The sequence below is a fragment of the Kitasatospora sp. NPDC094028 genome (assembly GCF_049543595.1).
Lineage (GTDB): Bacteria > Actinomycetota > Actinomycetes > Streptomycetales > Streptomycetaceae > Kitasatospora.
This window is the reverse complement of the sequence record NZ_JBMVFA010000035.1, coordinates 51,901-72,142: the sequence shown is the minus strand read 5'-3', so window position 1 is coordinate 72,142 and position 20,242 is coordinate 51,901. Positions and strand designations below refer to the sequence as shown.

19 protein-coding genes are annotated in these 20,242 nt (G+C 74.5%); 5 read left to right on the top strand and 14 right to left on the bottom strand.

All coding sequences use genetic code 11. The features are described from left to right. Positions 1 to 145 precede the first annotated feature (145 nt). From ACPC54_RS34605 to ACPC54_RS34585, 5 genes are all read right to left on the bottom strand, one after another. Complete coding sequence (locus ACPC54_RS34605; RefSeq protein ID WP_498970427.1) at positions 146 to 4,129, bottom strand: Pls/PosA family non-ribosomal peptide synthetase; 3,984 nt, start codon at positions 4,127 to 4,129, stop codon at positions 146 to 148. 546 nt (positions 4,130 to 4,675) lie between these two features. After that, positions 4,676 to 5,893 (bottom strand): sugar ABC transporter permease, encoded by a 1,218-nt coding sequence (locus ACPC54_RS34600; protein WP_498970426.1) that lies wholly within the window; start codon positions 5,891 to 5,893, stop codon positions 4,676 to 4,678. Next, the gene (locus ACPC54_RS34595; RefSeq protein ID WP_498970425.1) at positions 5,890 to 6,681 is read right to left on the bottom strand and encodes an ATP-binding cassette domain-containing protein; all 792 of its coding nucleotides are present in this window, start codon (positions 6,679 to 6,681) and stop codon (positions 5,890 to 5,892) included. The genes ACPC54_RS34600 and ACPC54_RS34595 overlap by 4 nt, the downstream gene beginning before the upstream one ends. Positions 6,682 to 6,703: 22 nt before the next feature. Further along, positions 6,704 to 7,804 (bottom strand): sugar ABC transporter substrate-binding protein, encoded by a 1,101-nt coding sequence (locus tag ACPC54_RS34590; RefSeq protein ID WP_498970424.1) that lies wholly within the window; start codon positions 7,802 to 7,804, stop codon positions 6,704 to 6,706. A gap of 183 nt (positions 7,805 to 7,987) precedes the next feature. Then, positions 7,988 to 8,947, bottom strand: a complete 960-nt coding sequence (locus ACPC54_RS34585; protein ID WP_498970423.1) for an AraC family transcriptional regulator — start codon at positions 8,945 to 8,947, stop codon at positions 7,988 to 7,990. 140 nt (positions 8,948 to 9,087) lie between these two features. Between ACPC54_RS34585 and ACPC54_RS34580 the strand changes: the two genes are divergently transcribed. Then, positions 9,088 to 10,014, top strand: coding sequence for an MBL fold metallo-hydrolase (locus ACPC54_RS34580; protein ID WP_498970422.1), 927 nt, complete (start codon positions 9,088 to 9,090; stop codon positions 10,012 to 10,014). Between the two features lie 50 nt (positions 10,015 to 10,064). Here the strand turns inward: ACPC54_RS34580 and ypfJ are convergent, their stop codons facing one another. From ypfJ to ACPC54_RS34550, 6 genes are all read right to left on the bottom strand, one after another. Continuing rightward, complete coding sequence (gene ypfJ / locus ACPC54_RS34575) at positions 10,065 to 10,964, bottom strand: KPN_02809 family neutral zinc metallopeptidase (protein WP_498970421.1); 900 nt, start codon at positions 10,962 to 10,964, stop codon at positions 10,065 to 10,067. 174 nt (positions 10,965 to 11,138) lie between these two features. Next, positions 11,139 to 12,368 carry a hypothetical protein gene (locus ACPC54_RS34570; protein ID WP_498970420.1) on the bottom strand — a complete coding sequence of 410 codons (1,230 nt, stop codon included), beginning with the start codon at positions 12,366 to 12,368 and terminating at the stop codon, positions 11,139 to 11,141. A gap of 40 nt (positions 12,369 to 12,408) precedes the next feature. Further along, positions 12,409 to 12,915 carry a SigE family RNA polymerase sigma factor gene (locus ACPC54_RS34565; RefSeq protein ID WP_498970419.1) on the bottom strand — a complete coding sequence of 169 codons (507 nt, stop codon included), beginning with the start codon at positions 12,913 to 12,915 and terminating at the stop codon, positions 12,409 to 12,411. 65 nt (positions 12,916 to 12,980) lie between these two features. Beyond that, positions 12,981 to 13,706 (bottom strand): HAD family hydrolase, encoded by a 726-nt coding sequence (locus ACPC54_RS34560; protein WP_498970418.1) that lies wholly within the window; start codon positions 13,704 to 13,706, stop codon positions 12,981 to 12,983. Positions 13,707 to 13,790: 84 nt separating this feature from the next. Beyond that, positions 13,791 to 15,431: a phosphoglucomutase (alpha-D-glucose-1,6-bisphosphate-dependent) gene (gene pgm / locus ACPC54_RS34555; protein WP_498970417.1), complete on the bottom strand. Its 1,641-nt coding sequence runs from the start codon at positions 15,429 to 15,431 to the stop codon at positions 13,791 to 13,793. A gap of 125 nt (positions 15,432 to 15,556) precedes the next feature. Beyond that, positions 15,557 to 15,856 (bottom strand): YciI family protein, encoded by a 300-nt coding sequence (locus ACPC54_RS34550; RefSeq protein WP_498970416.1) that lies wholly within the window; start codon positions 15,854 to 15,856, stop codon positions 15,557 to 15,559. 442 nt (positions 15,857 to 16,298) lie between these two features. Here ACPC54_RS34550 and ACPC54_RS34545 point away from each other — a divergent pair, with 442 nt between their 5' ends. Continuing rightward, entirely contained in the window at positions 16,299 to 16,520 is a 222-nt protein-coding gene (locus tag ACPC54_RS34545) for a hypothetical protein (protein ID WP_498970415.1), read from the top strand. A gap of 76 nt (positions 16,521 to 16,596) precedes the next feature. On the opposite strand, the gene ACPC54_RS34540 is transcribed toward ACPC54_RS34545, so the two are convergent. Continuing rightward, a complete protein-coding gene (locus ACPC54_RS34540; RefSeq protein ID WP_498970414.1) occupies positions 16,597 to 17,019 on the bottom strand; it encodes a GNAT family N-acetyltransferase in 423 nt (140 codons plus the stop codon). 33 nt (positions 17,020 to 17,052) lie between these two features. Continuing rightward, positions 17,053 to 17,958: an NAD(P)-dependent oxidoreductase gene (locus tag ACPC54_RS34535; RefSeq protein WP_498970413.1), complete on the bottom strand. Its 906-nt coding sequence runs from the start codon at positions 17,956 to 17,958 to the stop codon at positions 17,053 to 17,055. Positions 17,959 to 18,044: 86 nt separating this feature from the next. Here ACPC54_RS34535 and ACPC54_RS34530 point away from each other — a divergent pair, with 86 nt between their 5' ends. Together ACPC54_RS34530 and ACPC54_RS34525 are read left to right on the top strand one after the other, a co-directional pair. Then, entirely contained in the window at positions 18,045 to 18,416 is a 372-nt protein-coding gene (locus tag ACPC54_RS34530) for a winged helix-turn-helix transcriptional regulator (RefSeq protein WP_498970412.1), read from the top strand. Positions 18,417 to 18,611: 195 nt separating this feature from the next. After that, positions 18,612 to 18,977, top strand: coding sequence for an ArsR/SmtB family transcription factor (locus ACPC54_RS34525; protein ID WP_498970411.1), 366 nt, complete (start codon positions 18,612 to 18,614; stop codon positions 18,975 to 18,977). 164 nt (positions 18,978 to 19,141) lie between these two features. On the opposite strand, the gene ACPC54_RS34520 is transcribed toward ACPC54_RS34525, so the two are convergent. Then, positions 19,142 to 19,498, bottom strand: coding sequence for a hypothetical protein (locus ACPC54_RS34520; RefSeq protein WP_498970410.1), 357 nt, complete (start codon positions 19,496 to 19,498; stop codon positions 19,142 to 19,144). A 273-nt stretch (positions 19,499 to 19,771) separates the two neighbouring features. On the opposite strand from ACPC54_RS34520, the gene ACPC54_RS34515 reads away from it, so the two are divergent. After that, the gene (locus tag ACPC54_RS34515) at positions 19,772 to 20,215 is read left to right on the top strand and encodes a DUF6234 family protein (RefSeq protein ID WP_498970409.1); all 444 of its coding nucleotides are present in this window, start codon (positions 19,772 to 19,774) and stop codon (positions 20,213 to 20,215) included. Positions 20,216 to 20,242 lie beyond the last annotated feature (27 nt).

The window sequence follows — 20,242 nt, the reverse complement described above, 5'->3', positions numbered from 1 at the left end:
GTCCCCCCCCCCCCCCCCCCCCCCCCCGGCGCCCCCCCCCCCCCCCCCCCCCCCCCCCCCCCCCCAAACCCCCCCCCGGCCCCCCCCCCCCCCCCCCCCCCCCCCCCCCCACCGCGCACTCAGCGCCCGCCGGGCGTGGCGAGCGTCACACGGCGGCTGCCCGCCGACGTCCGCGCCCGGCCCGGCGGCCGGCCGGCGGGGTGGGGTCGGCGTTCCAGGCGGCGACGGGGTTGCCGAGCCAGCGGGTGGCGTCGGGCACGTTCTCGCCGCGCATTACGAGAGAGGCCGGGCCGACCGTCGTGTTGTCGCCGAGGGAGGTGTTGAGCAGCACGATCGAGTGCGGGCCGGTGGTGGAGCCCGCGCCCAGGTGCACCGGGCCCAGCCGCATGACGCGGTCGTGGAACAGGTGCGTCTGCAGCACGGTGCCGCGGTTGACGCTCGCCCCCGCCCCGACCGTCACCAGGTCGCTCTCCGGCAGCCAGTGTGTCTCGCACCACGCACCGCGCCCGATCTTGGCGCCCAGCGACCGCAGCCACAGGTTCAGGTACGGGGTGCCGGTGATCGCGCCGCCGCCAAACGGCATCGCGAGCTCCTCGACGAACGTGTCGTACAGCTCGTTGCGCCAGACGAAGGACGACCAGAGCGGGTGCTCCGCCACCCGGAACCGGCCCACCAGCAGCCACTTGGCGACCGTCGTGACGGCGCAGGCGACCACGGCCGCGGCCACCAGCACCAGCCCAGCGGCGCCGACCGCCACGCCGAGCCCGTAGTCGTCGCGCAGGGCCTGCAGGGCGGCGAACACCAGGTCGCCGAGCATGGCCGCGACTATCACCGGCAGCAGTCGGCAGAACTCGACGCCGGCGCGCGCCCACATCAGGCGCTTCGGCGGGTCGTAGGTGCGGCCCTCGCCGCCCGTGTCGGCCACGCGCGGCAGCGCGAACGCGGGCCGGCCCAGCCAGGAGGAGCCCTCGGGAGCGTTCGCGGGGGTGTCGGACAGCACGCCGACCAGGGAGTTGTCCGGCAGGCTGCGGCCGGGGCCGACGATGCCGGAGTTCCCGACGAAGGACCGCCGCCCGACGTACGAGGGGCCGACGTGCAGCCAGCCGCCGCGCAGCTCGTACGGCGCCACCAGCGTGTCGTCGGCGAGGAACGCGCCGTCGTCCACCCGCATCAGGCTGGGCAGCGACAGCACGGTCGAGGCCTCGACCCGCCGGCCGACCTTGGCGCCGAGGACGCGCAGCCACACCGGGGTGAGCAGCGACGCGTAGAACGGGAACAGGCTGCGCCGCGCGGTGTCGCTGAGGCGCGAGACGCCCCACGCGCAGAACGCGACCCGCCCGATTGCCGGGTGGAAGCCCGGGCGCAGCGACAGCGAGAGGATCCGCACCAGCAGGGCTATCAGCGCGGCGTGGCAGAAGATGGTCAGCACCGCGAGCGGGACGGTCAGCGGCAGGAGCTGCAGCAGGGCGGCCATCAGGGTGCGGTCGGTATCGACCAGCGGGTAGATGATCAGCAGTGCGGGCAGTGCGGCGAGGATCGGCACCAGGCCGAAGAGGGCGAAGCCGACGCCGTAGGCGAGGTTCCAGACCCGCGACGCCTTCGCCGGCTTGGCGGGCCACTGGGTGCGGGCCTCGGTGGAGGGGCGGGCCGGCGAGCCGTGCCAGTGCTCGTCGGCCGGGACGGCTCCGGTGACGCAGGAGCCGGGCGCGATCTCGGCGCCGGCGCCGACGCGGGCGCCGGGCATCAGGGTGGCGCGGTGGCCGACGCTCGCCCCTTCGCCGACCTCGATGTGTCCCAGTTGCAGGGTGTCGCCGTCGAGCCACCAGCCGGCGATGTCGACCTCGGGTTCGATGCTGGCGCCGGCGCCCAGGCGGGCCAGGCCGGTGACCGGGGGCAGGGTGTGCAGCTGGACGCCCTTGCCGACGCGGCAGCCGAGCCAGCGGGCGTAGCGGGCGGCCCAGGGGGTGCCGGCCAGCGCGCCGGTGCCGAACATCGCGGTGTAGCGCTCGGCGGCCCACAGCCGCAGGTGGACGTGGCCGCCGCGCGGGTGGCTGCCGGGGCGGACCCCGGCGGTGATCACCCGGGCGCCGGCGGCGGCGAGCAGGGTGCGGCCGGGGGCGCTGTAGAAGAGGAGCAGGCCCGCTATCACCGGCCACCACGAGCTGTGCGGCGCCCAGGCCAGGTGGTTGCCCATGAGGTTGTCGAGGGCGATCAGGACGACCACCCAGCGCAGTCCGGCGAGGCCGAACATGCCGAGCAGGATGAGCGTCTGCCACAGGCCCGCGCTGCGCGGGGTGCGGCGCACCGGGCGTACGGGGGTGGCGGGGCCGCTCTGCTGGGCGGCCGCCGCGCCGGGGGCCGGGGCGAGGCCGTCGAGGAAGCCGGCGAGGTCGCCGAGGACGGGGTGGGCGTACAGGTCGGCGACGGAGACGCCGCTGTGCCGGGTGCGCAGTTCGGAGACCAGGCGGGCGGCGGTCAGGCTGGAGCCGCCGAGGGCGAAGAAGTCGTCGCCGGCGCCGGGGGCCATGCCGAGCAGCTTCTCCCAGTGCCCGGCGAGCCAGCCGGCCGTCCCGTCCAGGGCTTCGGCGGGGGCGGCGGCGGTGCCGGTGGTGGCGAGCGGCCAGGGCAGGGCGTTGCGGTCGACCTTGCCGGAGGTCTTGGTGGGCAGCGAGTCGACCAGGGCGAGCACGGGCACCAGCGGCGCGGGCAGGCGCTCCAGCAGCTGCTGGCGGGCGGCGGCCAGGTCGGGGGCGGCGCCGGGCTGGGCGACGAGGTAGCCGACCAGCAGGTCGGCGCCGGCCGGGGTCTTGCGCACGGCCGCGGCGGCGGCGCGGATCCCGGGCAGGGCCTGCAGGGCGGCGTCGATCTCGCCGAGCTCGATGCGGCGGCCGCCGAGTTTGATCTGGTCGTCGGCGCGGCCGACGAACACCAGGCCCTCGGGTTCGTTGCGGACGAGGTCACCGCTGCGGTAGACGCGCGGGGAGGCGAAGACGGGGTGCGGGCTGTACTTCTCGGCGTCCTTGGCGGGGTCGAGGTAGCGGGCGGTGCCGACGCCGCTGATCAGCAGTTCGCCGGTCTCGTACCAGGGCACGGGCTGGCCGGCCTGGTCGACGACGGCGATCTCCCAGCCGTCCAGCGGTGCGCCGATGCGCACCGGCTCGCCGGGCAGCATCCGGGCCGCGGTGGCCACGACGGTGGTCTCGGTGGGGCCGTAGGTGTTCCAGAACTCACGGCCGCCGACGGCCAGGCGCTCGACGAGTTCGGCGGGGCAGGACTCGCCGCCGACGATGATCAGGCGCACCTGGTCCAGGCACTCCTGCGGCCACAGGGCGAGCAGGGTGGGGACGGTGGAGATGGCGGTGATGCGCCGCTCGACCAGCCAGGGGCCCAGGTCGGTGCCGGCCTTGACCAGGGCGCGGGGGGCGGGCACCAGGCAGGCGCCGTGGCGCCAGGCCAGCCACATCTCCTCGCAGGAGGCGTCGAAGGCGACGGAGAGGCCGGCGAGCACCCGGTCGCCGGGGCCGAGCGGGCGGTTCGGCAGGAAGATCCGGGCCTCGGCGTCGACGAAGGCGGCGGCGCTGCGGTGGGTGACGGCCACGCCCTTGGGGCGGCCGGTGGTGCCGGAGGTGAAGATGATCCACGCGTCGTCGGCGGGCGAGGGCCAGGCGGGGCGGCCGGAGGGCCGGGCGACGGGCCCGGCGAACAGCTGGCGGCCGGCGCCGAGGACGGCGCAGACCTGGGCGTCCTGCCAGATCATCTCGGCGCGCTCGTCGGGGTCGTCGGCGTCCACCGGCACGTAGGCGGCGCCGCAGCGCAGCACGGCGAGGATCGCGACGTACAGGTCGGCGGTGCCGGACGGGATGCGCACGCCCACGCGGTCGCCGCGGCCGATGCCGTGGCCGGCGAGGACGCCGGCGAGGCCGTCGACCTCCTGCATGAGGGCGCGGTAGTCGAGGACGGCGTCGCCGGTGTCGAGTGCGGGCGCGTGCGGGTGGGCGTCGGCGGTCGCGGCGATGATGTCGAGCAGACTGCGCGGGTGGGCGGGTTGGGCCACCGGCCAGCCTGCCGCGAGCCCCTGGTGGGGGCGGTGCAGCGTGCCTGGGCCGGCCGTGTCGTGGCGTGGGTCCATGGGGTTGGGTTCCTCGGCTCCGGATTCCTTGGGGCACGTACGGGTGCTACATGCCGTGACGTCGGTGTCACCTGGTGGGACGCGCCCACTCACCATGACTCTGCTGGGAGTCCGCTGGATGCAGCGAAGGTGCGGTCAAAGGAAATTCTCATCATCAATGCCGTATGGGGCGACACCGGATCGAATCGAATGTGGTTTCGGTCGTTTTAGGTCGTATTCGCTGGTGAAGCGTAGTCCCCGCAATCGGGAGGGGAGTAACGGGAGGGGGAAGAGTGATGAACACCATCGCGTCCGGAACGGTACAGGTAGTGAGGGGTTCACTACCGAATCGGGGGGTTCCGGTCGGATCATCGACTCATTCACGACGTTCGCCCGTTTGTGTGGGACCATGCTCCGCCCCTCCCCCGTGCGAAGGTTTCCGGTGCGTTCCGTGTGCGCGCACGCCGGCCCCGCCGGCGCGTGGACGACGACCCCGCCGGTGCATGAACGAAGGCCGGGCCGGCGCACGAGGCGCCGGCCCGGCAGGGTCCCGAATGCGGACGGGGATCAGGTCCGGGTGGCCGCGTTCCGGGTGCGGCGGGAGACGGAGTCGAGCACGACGGCGGCGAGCAGGACAGCGCCGGTGATCATGTACTGGATGGCCTGCGCGGCGTGGACCATGTCGAGGCCGGTGGTGATGCTCTGGATGACCAGGATGCCGAGCAGGGCGGACCAGGTCTTGCCGCGCCCGCCGAAGAGGCTGGTGCCGCCGATCACGGCCGCGGCGATGGCGCTCATCAGGACGTTGCCGCCGCCGAGTTCCTTGTCCGCCGAGCCCTGCTGGGAGGCGTAGAAGAGACCGCCGAGGCCAGCCAGGAAGGCGGACAGCACGAAGACGGAGATCCGGATCCGGGCGACGTCGATGCCCGCGCGCCGGGCCGCCTCGACGCCGCCGCCGACCGCGAAGACCTGCCGGCCGTAGCGGGTGCGGCGCAGCACGAGGTCGGTGGCGAGGACGACGGCGAGCAGGACGACCAGCGGGAGCGGGAGGCCGCGGTCCTGGTTGAGGGCCCAGGCGGCGGCGACGGTGAGGACGGCCAGCCCGGCGGCGCGCAGGGCGCTGTCGGCGGTGCCGCGGGCGGGCAGGCCGGCGGCGGTGCGGCGGCGAGCCGTGCGCAGTTGGGCGACGAGGTAGAGGGCGGGGGCGAGGACGGCGAGGCCCCAGGCGTAGGCGATGTCGCCGTCGCCGAGGTAGGTGGAGTCCAGGCCGGCGACGATGCCGTCACGGCGGTTGTTGACGGTGCCGATGTCGAGGACGTACTGCTGCAGGCCGCTCCAGGCGAGCATGCCGGCCAGGGTGACGACGAAGGCGGGGACGCCGACCCGGGCGAACAGCAGGCCGTGCAGCAGGCCCATGGCGCAGGCGGTGGCCAGGGCGGTGAGGATGGCGAGCCATTCGGGCAGGTCGTGCCGGGTGGCGAGGACGGCGGTGATCGCGGCGGTGGCGCCCGCGACGGAGCCGAGGGAGAGGTCGATCTCGCCGAGGATGAGGACGTGGACGACGCCGACCGCGATCAGGCCGGGGCCCGCGATGAAGCGGGTGATGTTGGTGAGGTTGTCGGCCTGGAGGAAGTGGTGCGTGACGCTCTGGAAGACGATCGCGATGACCACCAGCCCGACGACGACCGGGAGGGCGCCGAGTTCGCCGCCGGCCAGCCGCCTCCTGGTGGCGTCGAGCCGGCCGGCCCAGCCGGTGGGCAGGGCGGGGGTGTCGGGCGTGCTCATGCAGCCTCCTCCTCGTCGCGCCCGGCCCGGCGGGCGCGACGGCGGGTGTGGGCGTTGTCCGTGGCGCCGGTGATGGCGGCGACGATCTGCTCCTGGGTGGTGCCCTCGACGGGGAAGACCCCGTTGTTGCGGCCCAGGCGCAGCACGGCGACGGTGTCGGCGACGGCGGTCACATCGGCCATGTTGTGGCTGACGATGACGACCGCGAGTCCGCGTTCGCGCAGCCGCTCGACGAGGTCGAGGACCTGGGCGGTCTGTTCGACGCCGAGGGCGGCGGTGGGTTCGTCGAGGATGACCAGGGCGGGCTCGCCGAGCATGGCCCGGGCGATGGCGACGACCTGGCGCTGGCCGCCGGAGAGCGCGCCGACCGGGGCGCGCAGGTCGGGGATGCGAATGGCGAGGGTGTCGAGCAGCCGCCGGGCGTGCTGTTCCATGGCGACGTCGTCGAGCAGGGCGTGGCGCAGCCGCTCGCGGCCGAGGTGGAGGTTGGCGACGACGTCGAGGTTGTCGCAGAGCGCGAGGTCCTGGTAGACGGTGGCGATGCCGAGGGCGGCGGCGTCCTGGGGGCGGGTGAGCCGGACGGGTTCGCCGCGCCAGTGGATGGTGCCGGTGTCGACGGAGTGGACGCCGGCGATGGTCTTGACGAGGGTGGACTTTCCGGCGCCGTTGTCGCCGACGAGGGCGAGGACCTCTCCGGCGTGGACGGTCAGGTCCACCTGGTCCAGGGCCTGGACGGCGCCGAAGCGCCGGCAGACCGATCGCAGTTCGAGAACGGGTGAGCCTGTCACGCGAACCCTCCTGGGATCGTGGCTACTTGATGCCGGCGGCCGCGCAGGCGGCGGCGTAGTCGGCGGTGCAGATGTCGGACGCCTTGTAGAGGCCGTCGGCGATGACGGTCTGGCTGATGTTGGCCTTGGTGACGACCTTGGCCTGCAGGAGCTTGGCGGGGATGTTCTTGTCGGTGGGGCTGTCGACGCCGGCGTCGGCGACGGTCTTGACGTCCTTGCCCTGCGCGAGGTCGACGGCGAGTTCGGCGGCGGAGTCGGCGAGCGGCCGGTACGCCTTGTAGACGGTGTAGGCCTGGTCACCCGCGATGATGCGCTGGATCGCGTCGAGGCCCGCGTCCTGGCCGCCGACCGGGACGGTGATGCCGGCGCCCTTGAGCTGGGTGATGATGGCGGCCGCCATGCCGTCGTTGGCGGAGTAGACGGCCTGGAAGCCGGTCTTGCCGTACTGGGTGACGGCGGCGGAGATCTTCTGGCCGGCGATCGTGGGGTTCCACTGGCCGGACTGCTCGTAGACGACCTTGCGGATCTTCCCGTCGAGGACCTTGTGCGCGCCCGCCTTGAACTGGGCGGCGTTCGGGTCGGCCTCGTCGCCGTTGATCATGACGATGTCGGAGTCGGCGGCCTTGCCGCCGAGCGCGTCCAGCAGGGCCTGGCCCTGGAGTTCGCCGACCTTCTCGTTGTCGAAGGAGACGTAGGCGGAGACCGGGCCGGTGGCGAGGCGGTCGTAGGCGACGACCTTGACGCCCTTGTCGGCGGCCTCCTTCACCCAGCCCGCGGTGGAGGCGGCGTCGAAGGCGTCCAGGATGATCACCTTGACGCCCTGGGTGAGCAGGGTGTCGAACTGCTGCTTCTGCTTGGCGGCGCTGCCCTCGGCGTTGTTGTAGAGCACCTTGCAGTCCGCGCACAGGGCCTTGACCTTGGCCTCGATGAACGGCCGGTCGAAGGACTCGTAGCGGGTGGAGGAGGCGTTCTCGGGCAGCAGGAGGCCGATCGAGGCGGGGCCCTTGTCGGCGGTGGCGCTGTCCTTCTTGGCGCCGCCGGCCTTGCCGCAGGCGGCGCCGGTCAGGGCCAGTGCGGCGGCGGTGACGGTGGAGACGACGGTGCGACGCAGTGCGGCGTTCATGCAGCGGGTGCCTCTCCCTGAGTTCGCCGCGGCGGCTTCGCGGCGAGGTGCAGGGAGTCAATCTGATCGTGCACATGGCGTCAAGAAGTAAAACCAGACACCCGCGAACACACCCCAATCCGTTACCTTCGTGAACGCTCGGAGTGCCCACAAACACGGTCGGCGAAGGGAGTTGACGGTGGATCAGCCGGCGGCGGCCCGGTACCGGCCGGGGGTGGTGCCGAACTGCCGGGCGAAGGCGTGCGAGAGCGCGTACGGGCTGCCGTAGCCCACCTCGCGGGCCACCGCCTCCAGCGGGTCGGCGCCCCGGCGCAGCAGGGTGGCGGCGCGGGTCATCCGCCACCACGTCAGGTAGGCCATCGGCGGCCGCCCGGTGCGGGCGGTGAAGCGGCGCACCAGCGTCGCCCGGGACACCCCGGCGTGCTCGGCCAGCGAACCGACCGTCCACGGGTGGGCCGGGCGCTCGTGCACGGCGGCCAGCACGGCCGCCACCACCGGGTCCGCCAGCGCCGCGCCCCAGCCGTCCGCGCCGCGGCGCGTCGTCCAGGCCCGGACCAGGTAGACCAGCAGCAGGTCCACCAGGGCGGGCACGGCCAGCTCGCCTCCGGGCTGCGCCGAGGCCACCTCGGCGCCCAACAGGTCGACGGCCGCGCGCAGTTCGGGGTGCTCGCCGGACCGGGTGGAGAACCGGACGACCTCGGGCAGCTCGCGCATCAGCGGGTGGGTGAGGCCGTGGTCGAGCCGGTACTTCCCGCACAGCAGCTCGGCGCTCCCGCCGTCGCCGGCCTCGGCGAGCGCAGGCGCGGGCGCGGGCGACGGCGACGGCGACGGCGCGAGGGCGAGGGCGAGCCCGGCCGCCGGCGGGGCGTCCAGTTCGGGCAGCCGGGCGGCCCGGCCGGGCGTCAGTTCCCGGTCGGAGAGGGCGTGTCCGCCGCCGTGCGGGAGCAGCACCACGTCTCCGCGCTCCAGGCGCAGCGGCTCGCCTCCCTCCGGCAGCAGCCAGCAGCCGCCGGCCAGCACCACGTGGAAGCCGGCACCGGCGTAGCGGGGCATGCGCGCGCCCCAACGGCCGCCCACCCGCAGCCGGTTGGTGGAGGGCCGGCCGGTGCGCACGGCGGCGATCGCATCGCTGACGACGTCCATCCGGCCATCGTAGCCCCGGCCGGTGAGCCGATCGCGTATCGAGCAGAGCGGATCACGCATTGAACGGCTCAACAGGGCTTCCTAGGCTCGGCGGTGAAGGAACGAACGACGGCAGGACGAGACGAGAGCGGGAGGCGACCGTGCAGCGGTTGGTGCTGGGGGATGTCGAGATCGTGCGACTGGTGGAGTACCAGGGGCCGTTCGCGCCGGCCGGGGCGATCGTGCCCGACCTGGCCGAGCGGGCCTGGCAGGCGGAGGGCGCCGGCCTGGCGCCGGACCACTACGAGGCCGCGTCCGGCTCCTACGTGGGGGCGCTGCAGACCTTCGTGCTGCGCGGCGGCGGGCGGACGGTGCTGGTGGACACCGGCGTCGGCGACGGGCGCGAGCGGCCGGGCACACCGATGTTCCACCGCCGCGAGGGCGGCCGGTTCCTGGACCTGCTGGCGCGCGCGGGGGTGCGGCCGGAGGACGTGGACGTGGTGGTGAACACCCATCTGCACGCCGACCACGTCGGCTGGAACACCCGCGAGCGGGACGGCGCCTGGGTGCCGGCGTTCCCGAACGCCGACTACTACCTGCCCGCGGCCGACCTGGCGTTCTTCGACCCGGCGGCAAAGCACCCGGCCCGGGCCTCGGGCGGGCCGGCGCCCGAGCAGTGGACGGAGTGGGACCGGGTGTTCGCGGACAGCGTGGCGCCGGTCCTGGCGGCCGGTCAGGCGGTGCCGTGGTCCGGGCGGGTGCGGCTGGACGGCGCGCTGGTGCTGGAGGAGGCGCCCGGGCACACCCCCGGCTCCTCGGTGCTGCACCTGGACTCCGGCGGCGAGCGGGCCGTCTTCGTCGGCGACCTGCTCCACTCGCCGGTGCAGCTCGCGCACCCCTCGTGCTCCAGCTGCTTCTGCCTGGACCCGGTCCTGGCGGCGCGCAGCCGGCAGCGGGTGCTGGCCCGCGCGGCGGACGAGCAGGCGCTGGTGGTGCCGGCCCACTTCGCGGGGCCGGGGGCGGCCCGGGTGCGCGGCGAGGGCGCGGGCTTCGCCGCCGAGTGGGCCGACTGGACGCCGGCGGAGTAGCGGCGCCCCGGCCCCCGACCCCGCACGGGAGCCGGGGGCCGGCTGCCCGCTCAGAGCTTGGCGGCCGAGAAGGTGTCGCACTGGGTGAGGTCCCCGGTGCGGTAGCCGGTGGTGAACCAGGCCTTGCGCTGCTCGGAGGAGCCGTGCGTCCACGCCTCCGGGTTGATCTTGCCGGTGGCCTGCTTCTGGATGCGGTCGTCGCCCACCGCCGAGGCCGCGTCCAGGCCCTGGGCGATGTCCTGGTCGGTGAGGGACTTGATCAGCGGACGGCCGGTGGAGGGCTGCGGCGTGGTGGTGGCGTGGTGCGCCCACACCCCGGCGTAGCAGTCGGCCTGCAGCTCCAGCCGCACCGAGGCGCTGGTGGCGCCCTGCCGGTCGTTGCCGACCTTCTGCATCTGGCCGGTGAGCGTCTGGATGTGGTGGCCGAACTCGTGGGCGACGACGTAGGACTCGGCGAACGGGCCGCCCTTGGCGCCGAAGCGGGTGGACAGCTCGTCGAAGAAGCCGAGGTCGAAGTAGGCCTTCTGGTCGCCGGGGCAGTAGAACGGGCCCACCGCGGAGGTGGCCGCGCCGCAGGCGGTGGACACCCGGTTGGTGAACAGCACCGTCTCGGCGGGCTTGTACGCCACCTTGGTGCGCTTGGGCAGCTCGCCGCTCCAGAAGTCCTGCAGGCTGTTGGTGACCGCGACGATCCGGCAGTCCTGCCGGCTGTTGGCGTCCGCCCCGGTCTTGCAGGCCTGCTGGACCTCGCCGGCGCTGCGCGAGGTGGACGAGCCGTTGCCGCCGCCGGAGGACAGGCCGAGCAGCTTGGGGTCGACGCCGAGCAGCACCGCGAACAGCACGGCGACCAGGCCCACCGCCCCGCCCCCGATGGCCACCTTGCCGCCGGGGATGCCCCGCCGGTCGTCCACCTGCGAGGTGTCGAGATCTCCCTGGTCGTCGAACTGCATACCCTTGCCCTCGATCAGCCGCTGCCCACGAAAAACCGGGGCCCACGGCGGGCCTCGGCCGGACCCACCCTACGGCCACCCGGCCCCGGGGCCCGCCGACACCCCCCGCTGGTCAGGACCGAACGGACGGGCGGCGGCGCGTCAGCTCCCCTCCCCCGGTGCCAGGACGGACGTTCAGCGCCGCCAGGCGGGGGCGACGGCGATGGCGGTGAGCTGCTCGGTGGTCAGCGCCGGGGTGCCGGGCCGCGCGTTCGTCTCGTCGCTGCCGTTCCACACGCCGACCGTCACCTCGGTGTCGTCCGGGTGCAGCGCCGCCACGACCCAGCGCAGCACCGGCCCGTCGCCGGCCTTCGTCTCGTGCATCTCGCGGACCTGCACGAAGGTGCCGTCCGGTGTACGGGCGGCGGCGGGGCCGGCGCCGCCGTGCTCGTAGTCCGCGCGGATGCGGGCGGCCGAGGCGGCGTCGGCGCGGCGCGGCTCGGTCTGGACGGAGAGCATGCTGGTGCGCCCGTCCAGGGTGACCGTGAGGTGGGCGCGGCCGGTGGTGTGCTGGGCGGCGCCCGGATCGGTGCGGGTACCGGCCGGCAGCAGGGCGGTGGCGGTGGCGATGATCTGGTCGGCGGACGGGCCGCCCGATTCGCCCGGGGCCCGGGTGACGACGGCGCCGGGGGTGAAGAGCGGGTCCCAGGCGTTGCTGGTGGCGGCGGCGGTGAGCTGCTGGGTGGTCAGCGGCGGGGTGGGACGGCTCAGCGGCGGGCCGTAGCTGGTCGAGTTGACCTCCCAGACGCGCACCTGGCGTCCGTCCGTGCCGGTGTAGGTCACCTTCCACTCGCGCACCTTCATCGGCTCGACGGGGGCGAGCTTGTCGACGACCACGATGCCGCCGCCGGGCAGGACGGTGCGCTCGCAGCCCTCGGTCGGGGTCTCGACCGGGTCGGCGCACTGGGTGCCGCGGGTGGTGTCGGCGATCGGCAGGGCGACGCGGTCGACGTCCAAGGTGACCAGGCCGGCGCCCTGGCCGTCGTCGTAGAGCAGGTGCGCGGACGGGGCCAGGCCGGGCACGGCGCCCTCGTTGGTGCCGTAGCCACCGGCGGCGGTGATCTTCCCGGGGGGCAGCAGGGAGGTGAAGGTGCCGGTCATGAAGGTGCCGGTGATCTCCGCGGGCCACCCCCCGGCGGGGGCGAGCTTCGTGCTGCCCGCGCCGGGGTCGGCGGCGGGCAGCAGTCGCACGCCGAGGGCGGCGACGGCGACGACGGCGGTGGCGCCCGCGATCGCGGCGGTGCGCCGGCGGCGGGCGCGCAGGTGGCGGCGGCGGGCCGAGTCGGCGAGGTCGGCGGCGGGCGGGTCGGGGGCGAGCTCGGCGGCGTCGTGCAGCAGGGCGGCGAAGCGGTCGTCCAGGGGCATGCCGGTACTCCGTGGTTGGACGGGCGAGGGGCAGGGGGGCTCAGGAGCGGGCGAGGTCGTCGAGCTCGCTGCCCAGGACGGCGCGCAGCCGGGTCAGGGCCCGGGAGCTGCGGGAGCGCACGGCGCTGTCGCTCAGGCGCAGGGTGTGGGCGGTCTCCTCGACGCTGCGGTCCTCCCAGAACCGCAGGACCAGCACCGCACGGTCGTGGGCGGGGAGTTCGCCGAGGGCGCGCAGCAGCGTCAGCCGCAGCGACGGGTCCGGGTCGGTGACCGGGGTCTCGGCGAAGACGTCGGTGACGTGCTCGCCGGAGGCGCGGCGGCGCCGGTGCGAGAGGAAGGTGTTGACCAGGACGGTCTGGGCGTAGCCGGCCGGGTTGTCCATCCGGGCGACCTTGCGCCACTTCCCGTAGAGCTTGCCGAGGGCTTCCTGGGCGAGGTCCTCCGCCAGGTGCGCGTCGCCGCCGGTCAGCAGGAAGGCGGTCCTCACCAGGTGGCGGCCGCGGGTCGCGGCGAACTCCCCGAAGTCCTGCGTGCTTGTTCGCTCCATGACCTTCTAACGCGGTGGACGCCGGGTTGCGTCGCACCCCTGTCGCGGGCGCGTTCCCGGGCGGCTCACGCCGCGAGGGCCCCGGCCAGGGCGTCGAGCGAGCGCAGCACCCGGATGCCCTCTCCCACCGGGGTGCCGGAGGCCGCCCGGTCGAGCCAGAAGGCGTGCAGGCCGGCGTCCCGGGCGCCCTCGGCGTCCAGGGCGTAGTTGTCGCCGACGTAGGCGACGTGGTGCGGGGCCAGGCCCAGCCCGGCGCAGCCCGCGTGGAAGATGCTCGGGGCGGGCTTGGGCTCGCCGTGCTGGTCGGAGCAGACGAGGACGTCACCGACCCGGTCGAGCAGGCCGATCGCGCGCAGTTTGTCGCGCTGGTGGTCGGCGGAGGAGTTGGACACGATGCCGAGCCGGTACCGCGGGGCGAGTTCGGCCAGGGCGGGGGCGGCGTCGGGGAAGGCGGCCCGGGCGGCGTCGCGGTGGGCCGCGTAGCCGGCGAACCAGGCGGCGGCCGCCTCGTCCGACAGCCGCTCGGCGCCGGCCTCGCCGAGGCGGGCGAGGAACTGCCGGGTGCGCTCGTGCTGCTGGCCGCGGAAGGTCAGTTCGCCCGCGAGGAAGCGGGCGTACTGGGCCTCCATGACGGTGCGCCACAGCTCCACGGCCGCCTGCGGGCCGGGGAGGCGGGCGAGCAGGCCGAGTTCGCCGAGGTGGGCGAGGATGCCGGTCTCCTCCGAGCCCGAGTAGTCGAAGAGGGTGTCGTCGACGTCGAAGAGCACGCCTCGGATCGGCGGGTGCGGCATGCGGCGGTGATCTCCCGTGGTGTCGTCCGCTGGAGTCGGCGGGCGGCGGCGGGAGGCGGCCCGGGGACCGCCTCCCGCCGGGTGTCAGGCGCCGAGGACCTCGCCGACGAGGGTCCGGGCCTCGGCCTGGACCCTCGCGAGGTGGTCGGTGCCGTGGAAGGACTCGGCGTAGATCTTGTACACGTCCTCGGTGCCGGACGGGCGGGCCGCGAACCAGGCGTTCTCGGTGCAGACCTTGAGGCCGCCGATGGCCGCGCCGTTGCCGGGGGCGTGCGAGAGCACCGCGGTGATCTTCTCCCCCGCGAGTTCGCCGGCGGTGACCTGCTCCGGGGAGAGGCGGGCCAGCCGGGCCTTCTGCTCGCGGTCGGCGGGGGCGTCCACCCGGGCGTAGGCGGGGTCGCCGTGGCGCGCGGTCAGCTCGCGGTACCGCGCGCTGGGGGTGGAGCCGGTGACGGCGGTGATCTCGGCGGCGAGCAGGGCCAGCAGGATGCCGTCCTTGTCGGTGGTCCACACTCCGCCGTCGCGGCGCAGGAAGGACGCGCCGGCGGACTCCTCGCCGCCGAAGCCGATCGAGCCCTCCAGCAGGCCGTCGACGAACCACTTGAAGCCGACCGGGACCTCCACCAGCGGCCGGCCGAGGTCGGCCGCGACCCGGTCGAGCATGGAGGAGGAGACCAGCGTCTTGCCCACGCCCGCGTCGGCCGGCCAGTGCGCCCGGTGGCGGTAGAGGTAGTCGACGGCGACCGCGAGGTAGTGGTTGGGGTTCATCAGGCCGCCGTCCGGCGTGACGATGCCGTGCCGGTCGGCGTCGGCGTCGTTCCCGGTGGCGACGGCGTACTCGTCCTTACGGCGGATCAGGGAGGCCATCGCGGACGGCGAGGAGCAGTCCATCCGGATCTTGCCGTCCCAGTCCAGGGTCATGAACCGCCAGGTCGGGTCGACGTCCGGGTTGACGACGGTCAGGTCGAGGCGGTGGGTCTCGGCGATCCGCGCCCAGTACGCCACGGAGGCCCCACCCAGCGGGTCGGCGCCGATCCGCAGGCCGGAGGCGCGCACCGCGTCCAGGTCGAGGACGGACGGCAGGTCGTCGACGTACCCGGTCAGGAAGTCGTACCGGCCGGTGGTGGCCGCGGCCAGCGCCCGCGCGTAGGGGACGCGCTTGACGCCGCGCAGGCCCTCGCGGATCAGCTCGTTGGCGCGGTCCTGGATCCACCCGGTCGCCTCGGAGCCGGCCGGCCCGCCGCTCGGCGGGTTGTACTTGAACCCGCCGTCGCGCGGCGGGTTGTGCGAGGGCGTCACCACGATGCCGTCTGCCAGCGCCTGCGGGCTGCGCCGGTTGTGGGCGAGGATCGCGTGCGAGACGGCCGGGGTCGGGGTGTAGCCGTCCGCGGAGTCGAGCAGCACCCGCACGCCGTTGCCCGCGAGCACTTCGAGCGCCGTCACCCGGGCCGGCTCGGACAGCGCGTGCGTGTCCGCGCCGAGGAACAGCGGCCCGGCGACGCCCTGGGCCGTGCGGTACTCGCAGATCGCCTGCGTGGTCGCCGCGATGTGGTCCTCGTTGAACGCCACGTCGAGCGAGGACCCGCGGTGCCCGGAGGTCCCGAACACGACCCGCTGCGCGGGCTCCCGCACGTCGGGCTTGAGCGCGTAGTACGCCGTCACCAGCCGCGCCACGTCCACCAGGTCACCGGAACCGGCCGGCTGCCCGGCCCGTACATCCACCATTCGCCAACTCCCACGAGACAAAAAAGCCGAAACCCACCGAAGCCCCCGCCCACCGATCGTAGCCACCGCACGGCGTCCCGAAGGACACGGGACGCCGCGGGCGGGGCCGGTGGGGCGGGCCGGGCTCAGCCGGGCAGTTGTTCCCGGTGGCCGTCGAGGGCGGGGGCGGTGGTGGTCGCCACGAACTCGGTGATCCGGTACTCGGTCAGGCCCTCGCGCACGAACGGGTCGGTGGCGGCCACGGCTTCGATGCCGGCCCGGTCCGGGCCCGCGGCCAGGATCACGCCGCCGTCGCGCGGCACCTTGCGGCCGGAGGCGAGGAAGGTGCCGGACTCGTAGTGGGCGGTCAGCCACGCGATGTGCTCCGGCAGCACCGCGTCGATGCGCTCCAGCGGGGCGGTGTACGTCAGCTCAAGTACGAACATGCGACCAGGCTAGCCGGGTGCCGTGCCCGCTCGGCTGCTGGGGTGCGGCCACCGCCGCAGGAGCCCCCGGCAGTGTGTCGACCCCGATCCTGCCGGCTCGGTGGGGGTTTCGGTAGGACTCGGCACACCCTGCTCGAACCTTGCCGCGGGCCCCGGGCACGCCGCAGACTCGTCGGCAATCCCACCCATCGCCTCAGCGGCCGACGCGCCGCCGCCCCTCCCGGGCGGTCGCCGCACACATCCCGGCCGACGCCCCGGCCTATCAACGACGGCTCCGGGAGCGCACGGTGGCCGAATCGACGGCCCGGGACGGCCGGCCCGACCCCGGGCTGCGGTGACGGCCCGCCCGGCCCGCCCGGCGCGGTCGGCACGGCCGCGCCGGGACACGCGGCGGACGGACGAACCACCGGTGACCTGCGGCGGACGGCGTCGTTGACGGGGCATGACCGCCACCACACGCCGCACCGCCCTGGCCGTGCTCGCCGCCGCGCTCGCGCTGGGCGCCGCCCCGGCCTCCGCCACCACGCACACCCGGCACCTCGACCCGCCCATCACCGCCCAGCAGTGCAAGGACGACGACGGCTGGGTCGCCACCGACATCGTCGAGCAGCGGGAGATCTGCGCCAGCGAGGGAGAGCTCGACGACCACTACGTCACCCGGTAGCGGCCGCGCCCGGGCCCGCACGCGGCTGGGCCGTCCCACCGTACGGCGGGACGGCCCAGCCCCCTCCCGGGGTGGTTCAGACCAGGCGGTGCATGCCGATCGAGTGCGGGGCGGTGGGCACGAAGCCGAACCGGGAGTAGAGGCGGTGGGCGGGGCCGTCCGCGATCAGCGAGACGTACGCCCCGGGCACGGCGCGCTGCTCCAGGGCACCGGTCAGCTCGGCCATGATCCGGGCGCCGAGGCCGCGGCCCTGGTGCTCGGGGAGCACGCAGACGTCCGCGATCTGGTAGACCGTGCCGCCGTCGCCGACCACCCGGCCCATGCCCACGATGCCGGCCTCCGGGTGGTGGACGGTCACACCGTGCCAGGTGTTGGCCAGGCCGACCGCCACCGCCTCGGCGGGGCGGTCCGTCATCCCCGCGCCGGTGCGCAGGGCGCGGAAGGTCGCCACGTCCGGAACACCCGCACGCAGCTCGTAAGGGTCATTCACATCATTCATAGCTTACATTGTAGAGCACCGAACAACTCAAGATCAGCGGGGCCCCCGGATGCTATCGATGATGCGGGTCCAGTTGTCGCCGCCGTGTCCGTTCTCGATCGCCCGCCGGTAGTGGCCCTGGACGGCCAGCGGGAGCGCGAGGTCGAGGCCGAGCGAGGTGCCGGTCTCGACGATGTGGTCGGCGGTCGCGCCCATCATGGTGACCGTGCTGAGGTCGCCGGGGTGCTCCCCGGCGTCGAGCGCGGCGCCCGGGTTCCCGCCGGCCGTCAGGATGTCGCCGATCGAGTCGGCGGCATCGAGCAGCTCCGGCAGCGCCTCCCCGGCCTTCATCCCCGCGGCGCCCAGCATCGCGGTGGCCTGCATCAGCCCGGACAAGGTGGTGAGGAACACCGCCAGTTGGGCCTGGTACATCATCTGGGCGAGGCCCGGGTCCTCCCCCAGGTACTTCGGCGCCCCCAGCAGCGCCAGCGCCGCCCGGTGCGCCTCCAGATCCCGCTCGCGGCCGCTGTAGTAGACGTAGGCCGCCTCCGTGCCGACCATCGGCGCGGGGACCATGACGCCTCCGGTGAGGAAGGCGGCGCCGTGGCCCGCCGCCCAGGCGGCCGCCTCGCGCGAGCGGTCGGGGGTGTCGGAGCTCAGGTTGACCAGCGTGCGCCCGGCGAGCGATCCGGTGGCGCCGCCGAGGATGTCGTACATCGCCCGGTAGTCGGTGAGGCTGAGGAGGACCAGCCCGCTCGCCCCGACCGCCTCGCGGGGGCTCGCCGCGAGCGCCGCCCCCGCGTCGACGACGTCCGCGGCCCGGGCGGCGGTGCGGTTCCAGACGGTCACCGGGTGGCCGGCGGCGAGCAGGGTGCGGGTCATGGCCTGCCCCATCGGGCCGAGTCCGATCACGGTGACGGCGCTGTGCTGACGGGTGGTGGGATTCTGTCGTTCGTTCACCCCTCCATGGTCGGAGAGCGCCGCCACTCCCGGAAGTACCTACTATTTACTGCGGTACTTACCTTTCCGTCAGGGGGAGTTCAGCGATGGCCAAGGCACCGAGGCGCGGGCCCTACATCTGCGGCATCGACGCCGCGCTCGACGTGGTGAGCGGAAAGTGGAAGGGGCTGATCCTCTGGGAGCTCCATGCCCACGGCGTGCGCCGCTTCGCGGAGCTCCGCCGCGGCCTGCCGGGCGTGAGCGAGAAGATGCTGACGCAGCACCTGCGCGAGATGGAGGAGGACGGCCTCGTCCACCGCGAGGTCTACGCCGAGGTGCCGCCGCGGGTGGAGTACTCGCTGACCGAGCACGGGCGCACGCTCAACCAGGCCCTCGGCCCGCTCGGCGCCTGGGGCACCGAACGGGTCCGTCGCGAGGGCTTCGGAGCGGTCGCCACGGCCGAGACCCCGCACGGGTAGCCGCCCCGCGTCACCGGCTGCGCCCCACGACGGAGGACGCGGTGGACGGCACGGCGGACGCCGCGTCCGGCCGACCCGGCCACCGCCCCCGGCGACCCCCGCCGGCCGTGTAGCGTCGGGCATGAACTCGCGCGCTCGGCGCGGTTCTTACGGTACGGACGGGACGGGGGCGACTGGTGGGAAGGGGTGGCAGGTGTGGGACGAGCACGCGTCATGGCGCGGATGATCGAACACCCTGGTGTGGAGGACGTCAGCGTCCAGCAGGTACTTGAGGCACTCGCCGACCCGGCACGGCGCAAAGTGGTCCGCACCCTGGCGAATTCGGCCACCCATCTCAGCTGCGGCTCCTTCGACCTGCCGGTCGGCCGCTCCACCTCCAGCCACCACTTCACCGTGCTGCGGCAAGCCGGACTGCTGCGCCAGTACTACATCGGCACCACCAAGATGAACGCGCTGCGCTCCGAGGAGCTCGAACGCCGCTTCCCGGGCCTGCTGAGCGCCGTCGTCGCCGCGGCCGACGCCGAGGCCCACCAAGGCGCCGGCGCCGCGCGGGGCGGCTGACGCGGGGCCTGCGGGGGCAACGGGGAGCACGCGGCGCCGACCCGGCCACGTGCCCTCGATCACCCCCCACGGACGGGAGCGGTCCGGCCCGCCGAGCGGCCGGCCCGCACCGGCTCACCCCGGCCCGCACCGGCCCGCACCGGCTCACCCCGGCCCGCACCGGCTCACCCCGGCCAGCGCTGCTCCACGCCCTCCGGGGAGCGCCGCCGCAGCGGCGCCAGTTCGCGTTCCAGCGTCCGGACGTCCCGGGCGATCCGGGCGGCGATCTCGCCGGGGCCGGTACCGACCGGCAGCAGGCGCGACCAGGAGCGCGACTTGGCCGCGCCCGCGTGCACCATGTGGAAGTTGAGCCGCACCACGCCGGCCACGTCGACCAGGCCCACCAGCACCCGGGTGTCCGTGAGGTCGATCGTCACCTCGTTCCCGATGCACGAGCACGCCACCAGGCCGGTGATCTCCTCCTCGGCCAGGTACCTCGCCAGCGGGACGGCCCTGCCCCGGACCAGAATCGGACGCTCCACCGGATCCACCGGACCCGCCTCCTCCGCCACCGACCACTGCCCGCCCGGCCGCGGCGCGGACGCACCACGACAGACCGGGCACGCCCATGCTCCACCACGGCCCGGCCATGCGCCAAGTCCGTGTCTCACCAAGTGACTTGGGCGAACGCACCCACCCGGCGCACCGGCGCACGCCGGGGCGCACCGAGCGCTCCCCCGGCGGCCGTCCGTACGGGCACGGTCTGAGTACGGATACTCTGGCGCCCGGGGCCACCGCCTGCCAGCCTTGCCCGCATGAGCCGACCGGACCAACACCCAGCCCCCGCTTCCGTGTTCCGCCGACTACGACAGCTGCGACGGCCGAAGCCGTCGCGGGCCGCCGACATCGCCCTCGGCGTGACGCTCCTGATCGTCCTCGCGGTCGTGTACCTCGGGGGGATGTTCAACTACGGCATGATCCAGTGGGGCGCCGCGAGCGACTCCGGCTCCGCCGACCGGACGCTCGAACACGAACAGGCCTTCGTCCGGGGCCTGCTGGCCGCGGCCGTCGCCGTCGCGGCCCTGGCCGCTCTGCTGCGCGCCCGCTGGACGGCGGGGCTCCAGCTGTTCGCCGCCGCCGCCCTGTTCGCCATCGCCGTACAGCTCGGCCACACCTACGACAGCAACCACCCCGCGCCGCCGCCACCGCCCAATCCCGCGTACGTGCCGTGCTACAGCGGCAGCGGCCGCTGCGACTGACGGCCGGCGGGCGGATTTGCCTCCGGG

Excerpts from the sequence above, each read along its gene's own strand:
- ACPC54_RS34545 (WP_498970415.1), top strand. The coding sequence starts at position 16,299 with ATGACCGCCACCACACGCCGCACCGCCCTGGCCGTGCTCGCCGCCGCG.
- ACPC54_RS34585 (WP_498970423.1), bottom strand. The coding sequence starts at position 8,947 with ATGGACGTCGTCAGCGATGCGATCGCCGCCGTGCGCACCGGCCGGCCC.
- ACPC54_RS34565 (WP_498970419.1), bottom strand. The coding sequence starts at position 12,915 with ATGGAGCGAACAAGCACGCAGGACTTCGGGGAGTTCGCCGCGACCCGC.
- ACPC54_RS34515 (WP_498970409.1), top strand. The coding sequence starts at position 19,772 with ATGAGCCGACCGGACCAACACCCAGCCCCCGCTTCCGTGTTCCGCCGA.
- ACPC54_RS34560 (WP_498970418.1), bottom strand. The coding sequence starts at position 13,706 with ATGCCGCACCCGCCGATCCGAGGCGTGCTCTTCGACGTCGACGACACC.
- ACPC54_RS34530 (WP_498970412.1), top strand. The coding sequence starts at position 18,045 with ATGGCCAAGGCACCGAGGCGCGGGCCCTACATCTGCGGCATCGACGCC.
- ACPC54_RS34550 (WP_498970416.1), bottom strand. The coding sequence starts at position 15,856 with ATGTTCGTACTTGAGCTGACGTACACCGCCCCGCTGGAGCGCATCGAC.
- pgm (WP_498970417.1), bottom strand. The coding sequence starts at position 15,431 with ATGGTGGATGTACGGGCCGGGCAGCCGGCCGGTTCCGGTGACCTGGTG.
- ACPC54_RS34540 (WP_498970414.1), bottom strand. The coding sequence starts at position 17,019 with ATGAATGATGTGAATGACCCTTACGAGCTGCGTGCGGGTGTTCCGGAC.
- ACPC54_RS34605 (WP_498970427.1), bottom strand. The coding sequence starts at position 4,129 with ATGGACCCACGCCACGACACGGCCGGCCCAGGCACGCTGCACCGCCCC.
- ypfJ (WP_498970421.1), bottom strand. The coding sequence starts at position 10,964 with ATGCAGTTCGACGACCAGGGAGATCTCGACACCTCGCAGGTGGACGAC.
- ACPC54_RS34570 (WP_498970420.1), bottom strand. The coding sequence starts at position 12,368 with ATGCCCCTGGACGACCGCTTCGCCGCCCTGCTGCACGACGCCGCCGAG.
- ACPC54_RS34590 (WP_498970424.1), bottom strand. The coding sequence starts at position 7,804 with ATGAACGCCGCACTGCGTCGCACCGTCGTCTCCACCGTCACCGCCGCC.
- ACPC54_RS34600 (WP_498970426.1), bottom strand. The coding sequence starts at position 5,893 with ATGAGCACGCCCGACACCCCCGCCCTGCCCACCGGCTGGGCCGGCCGG.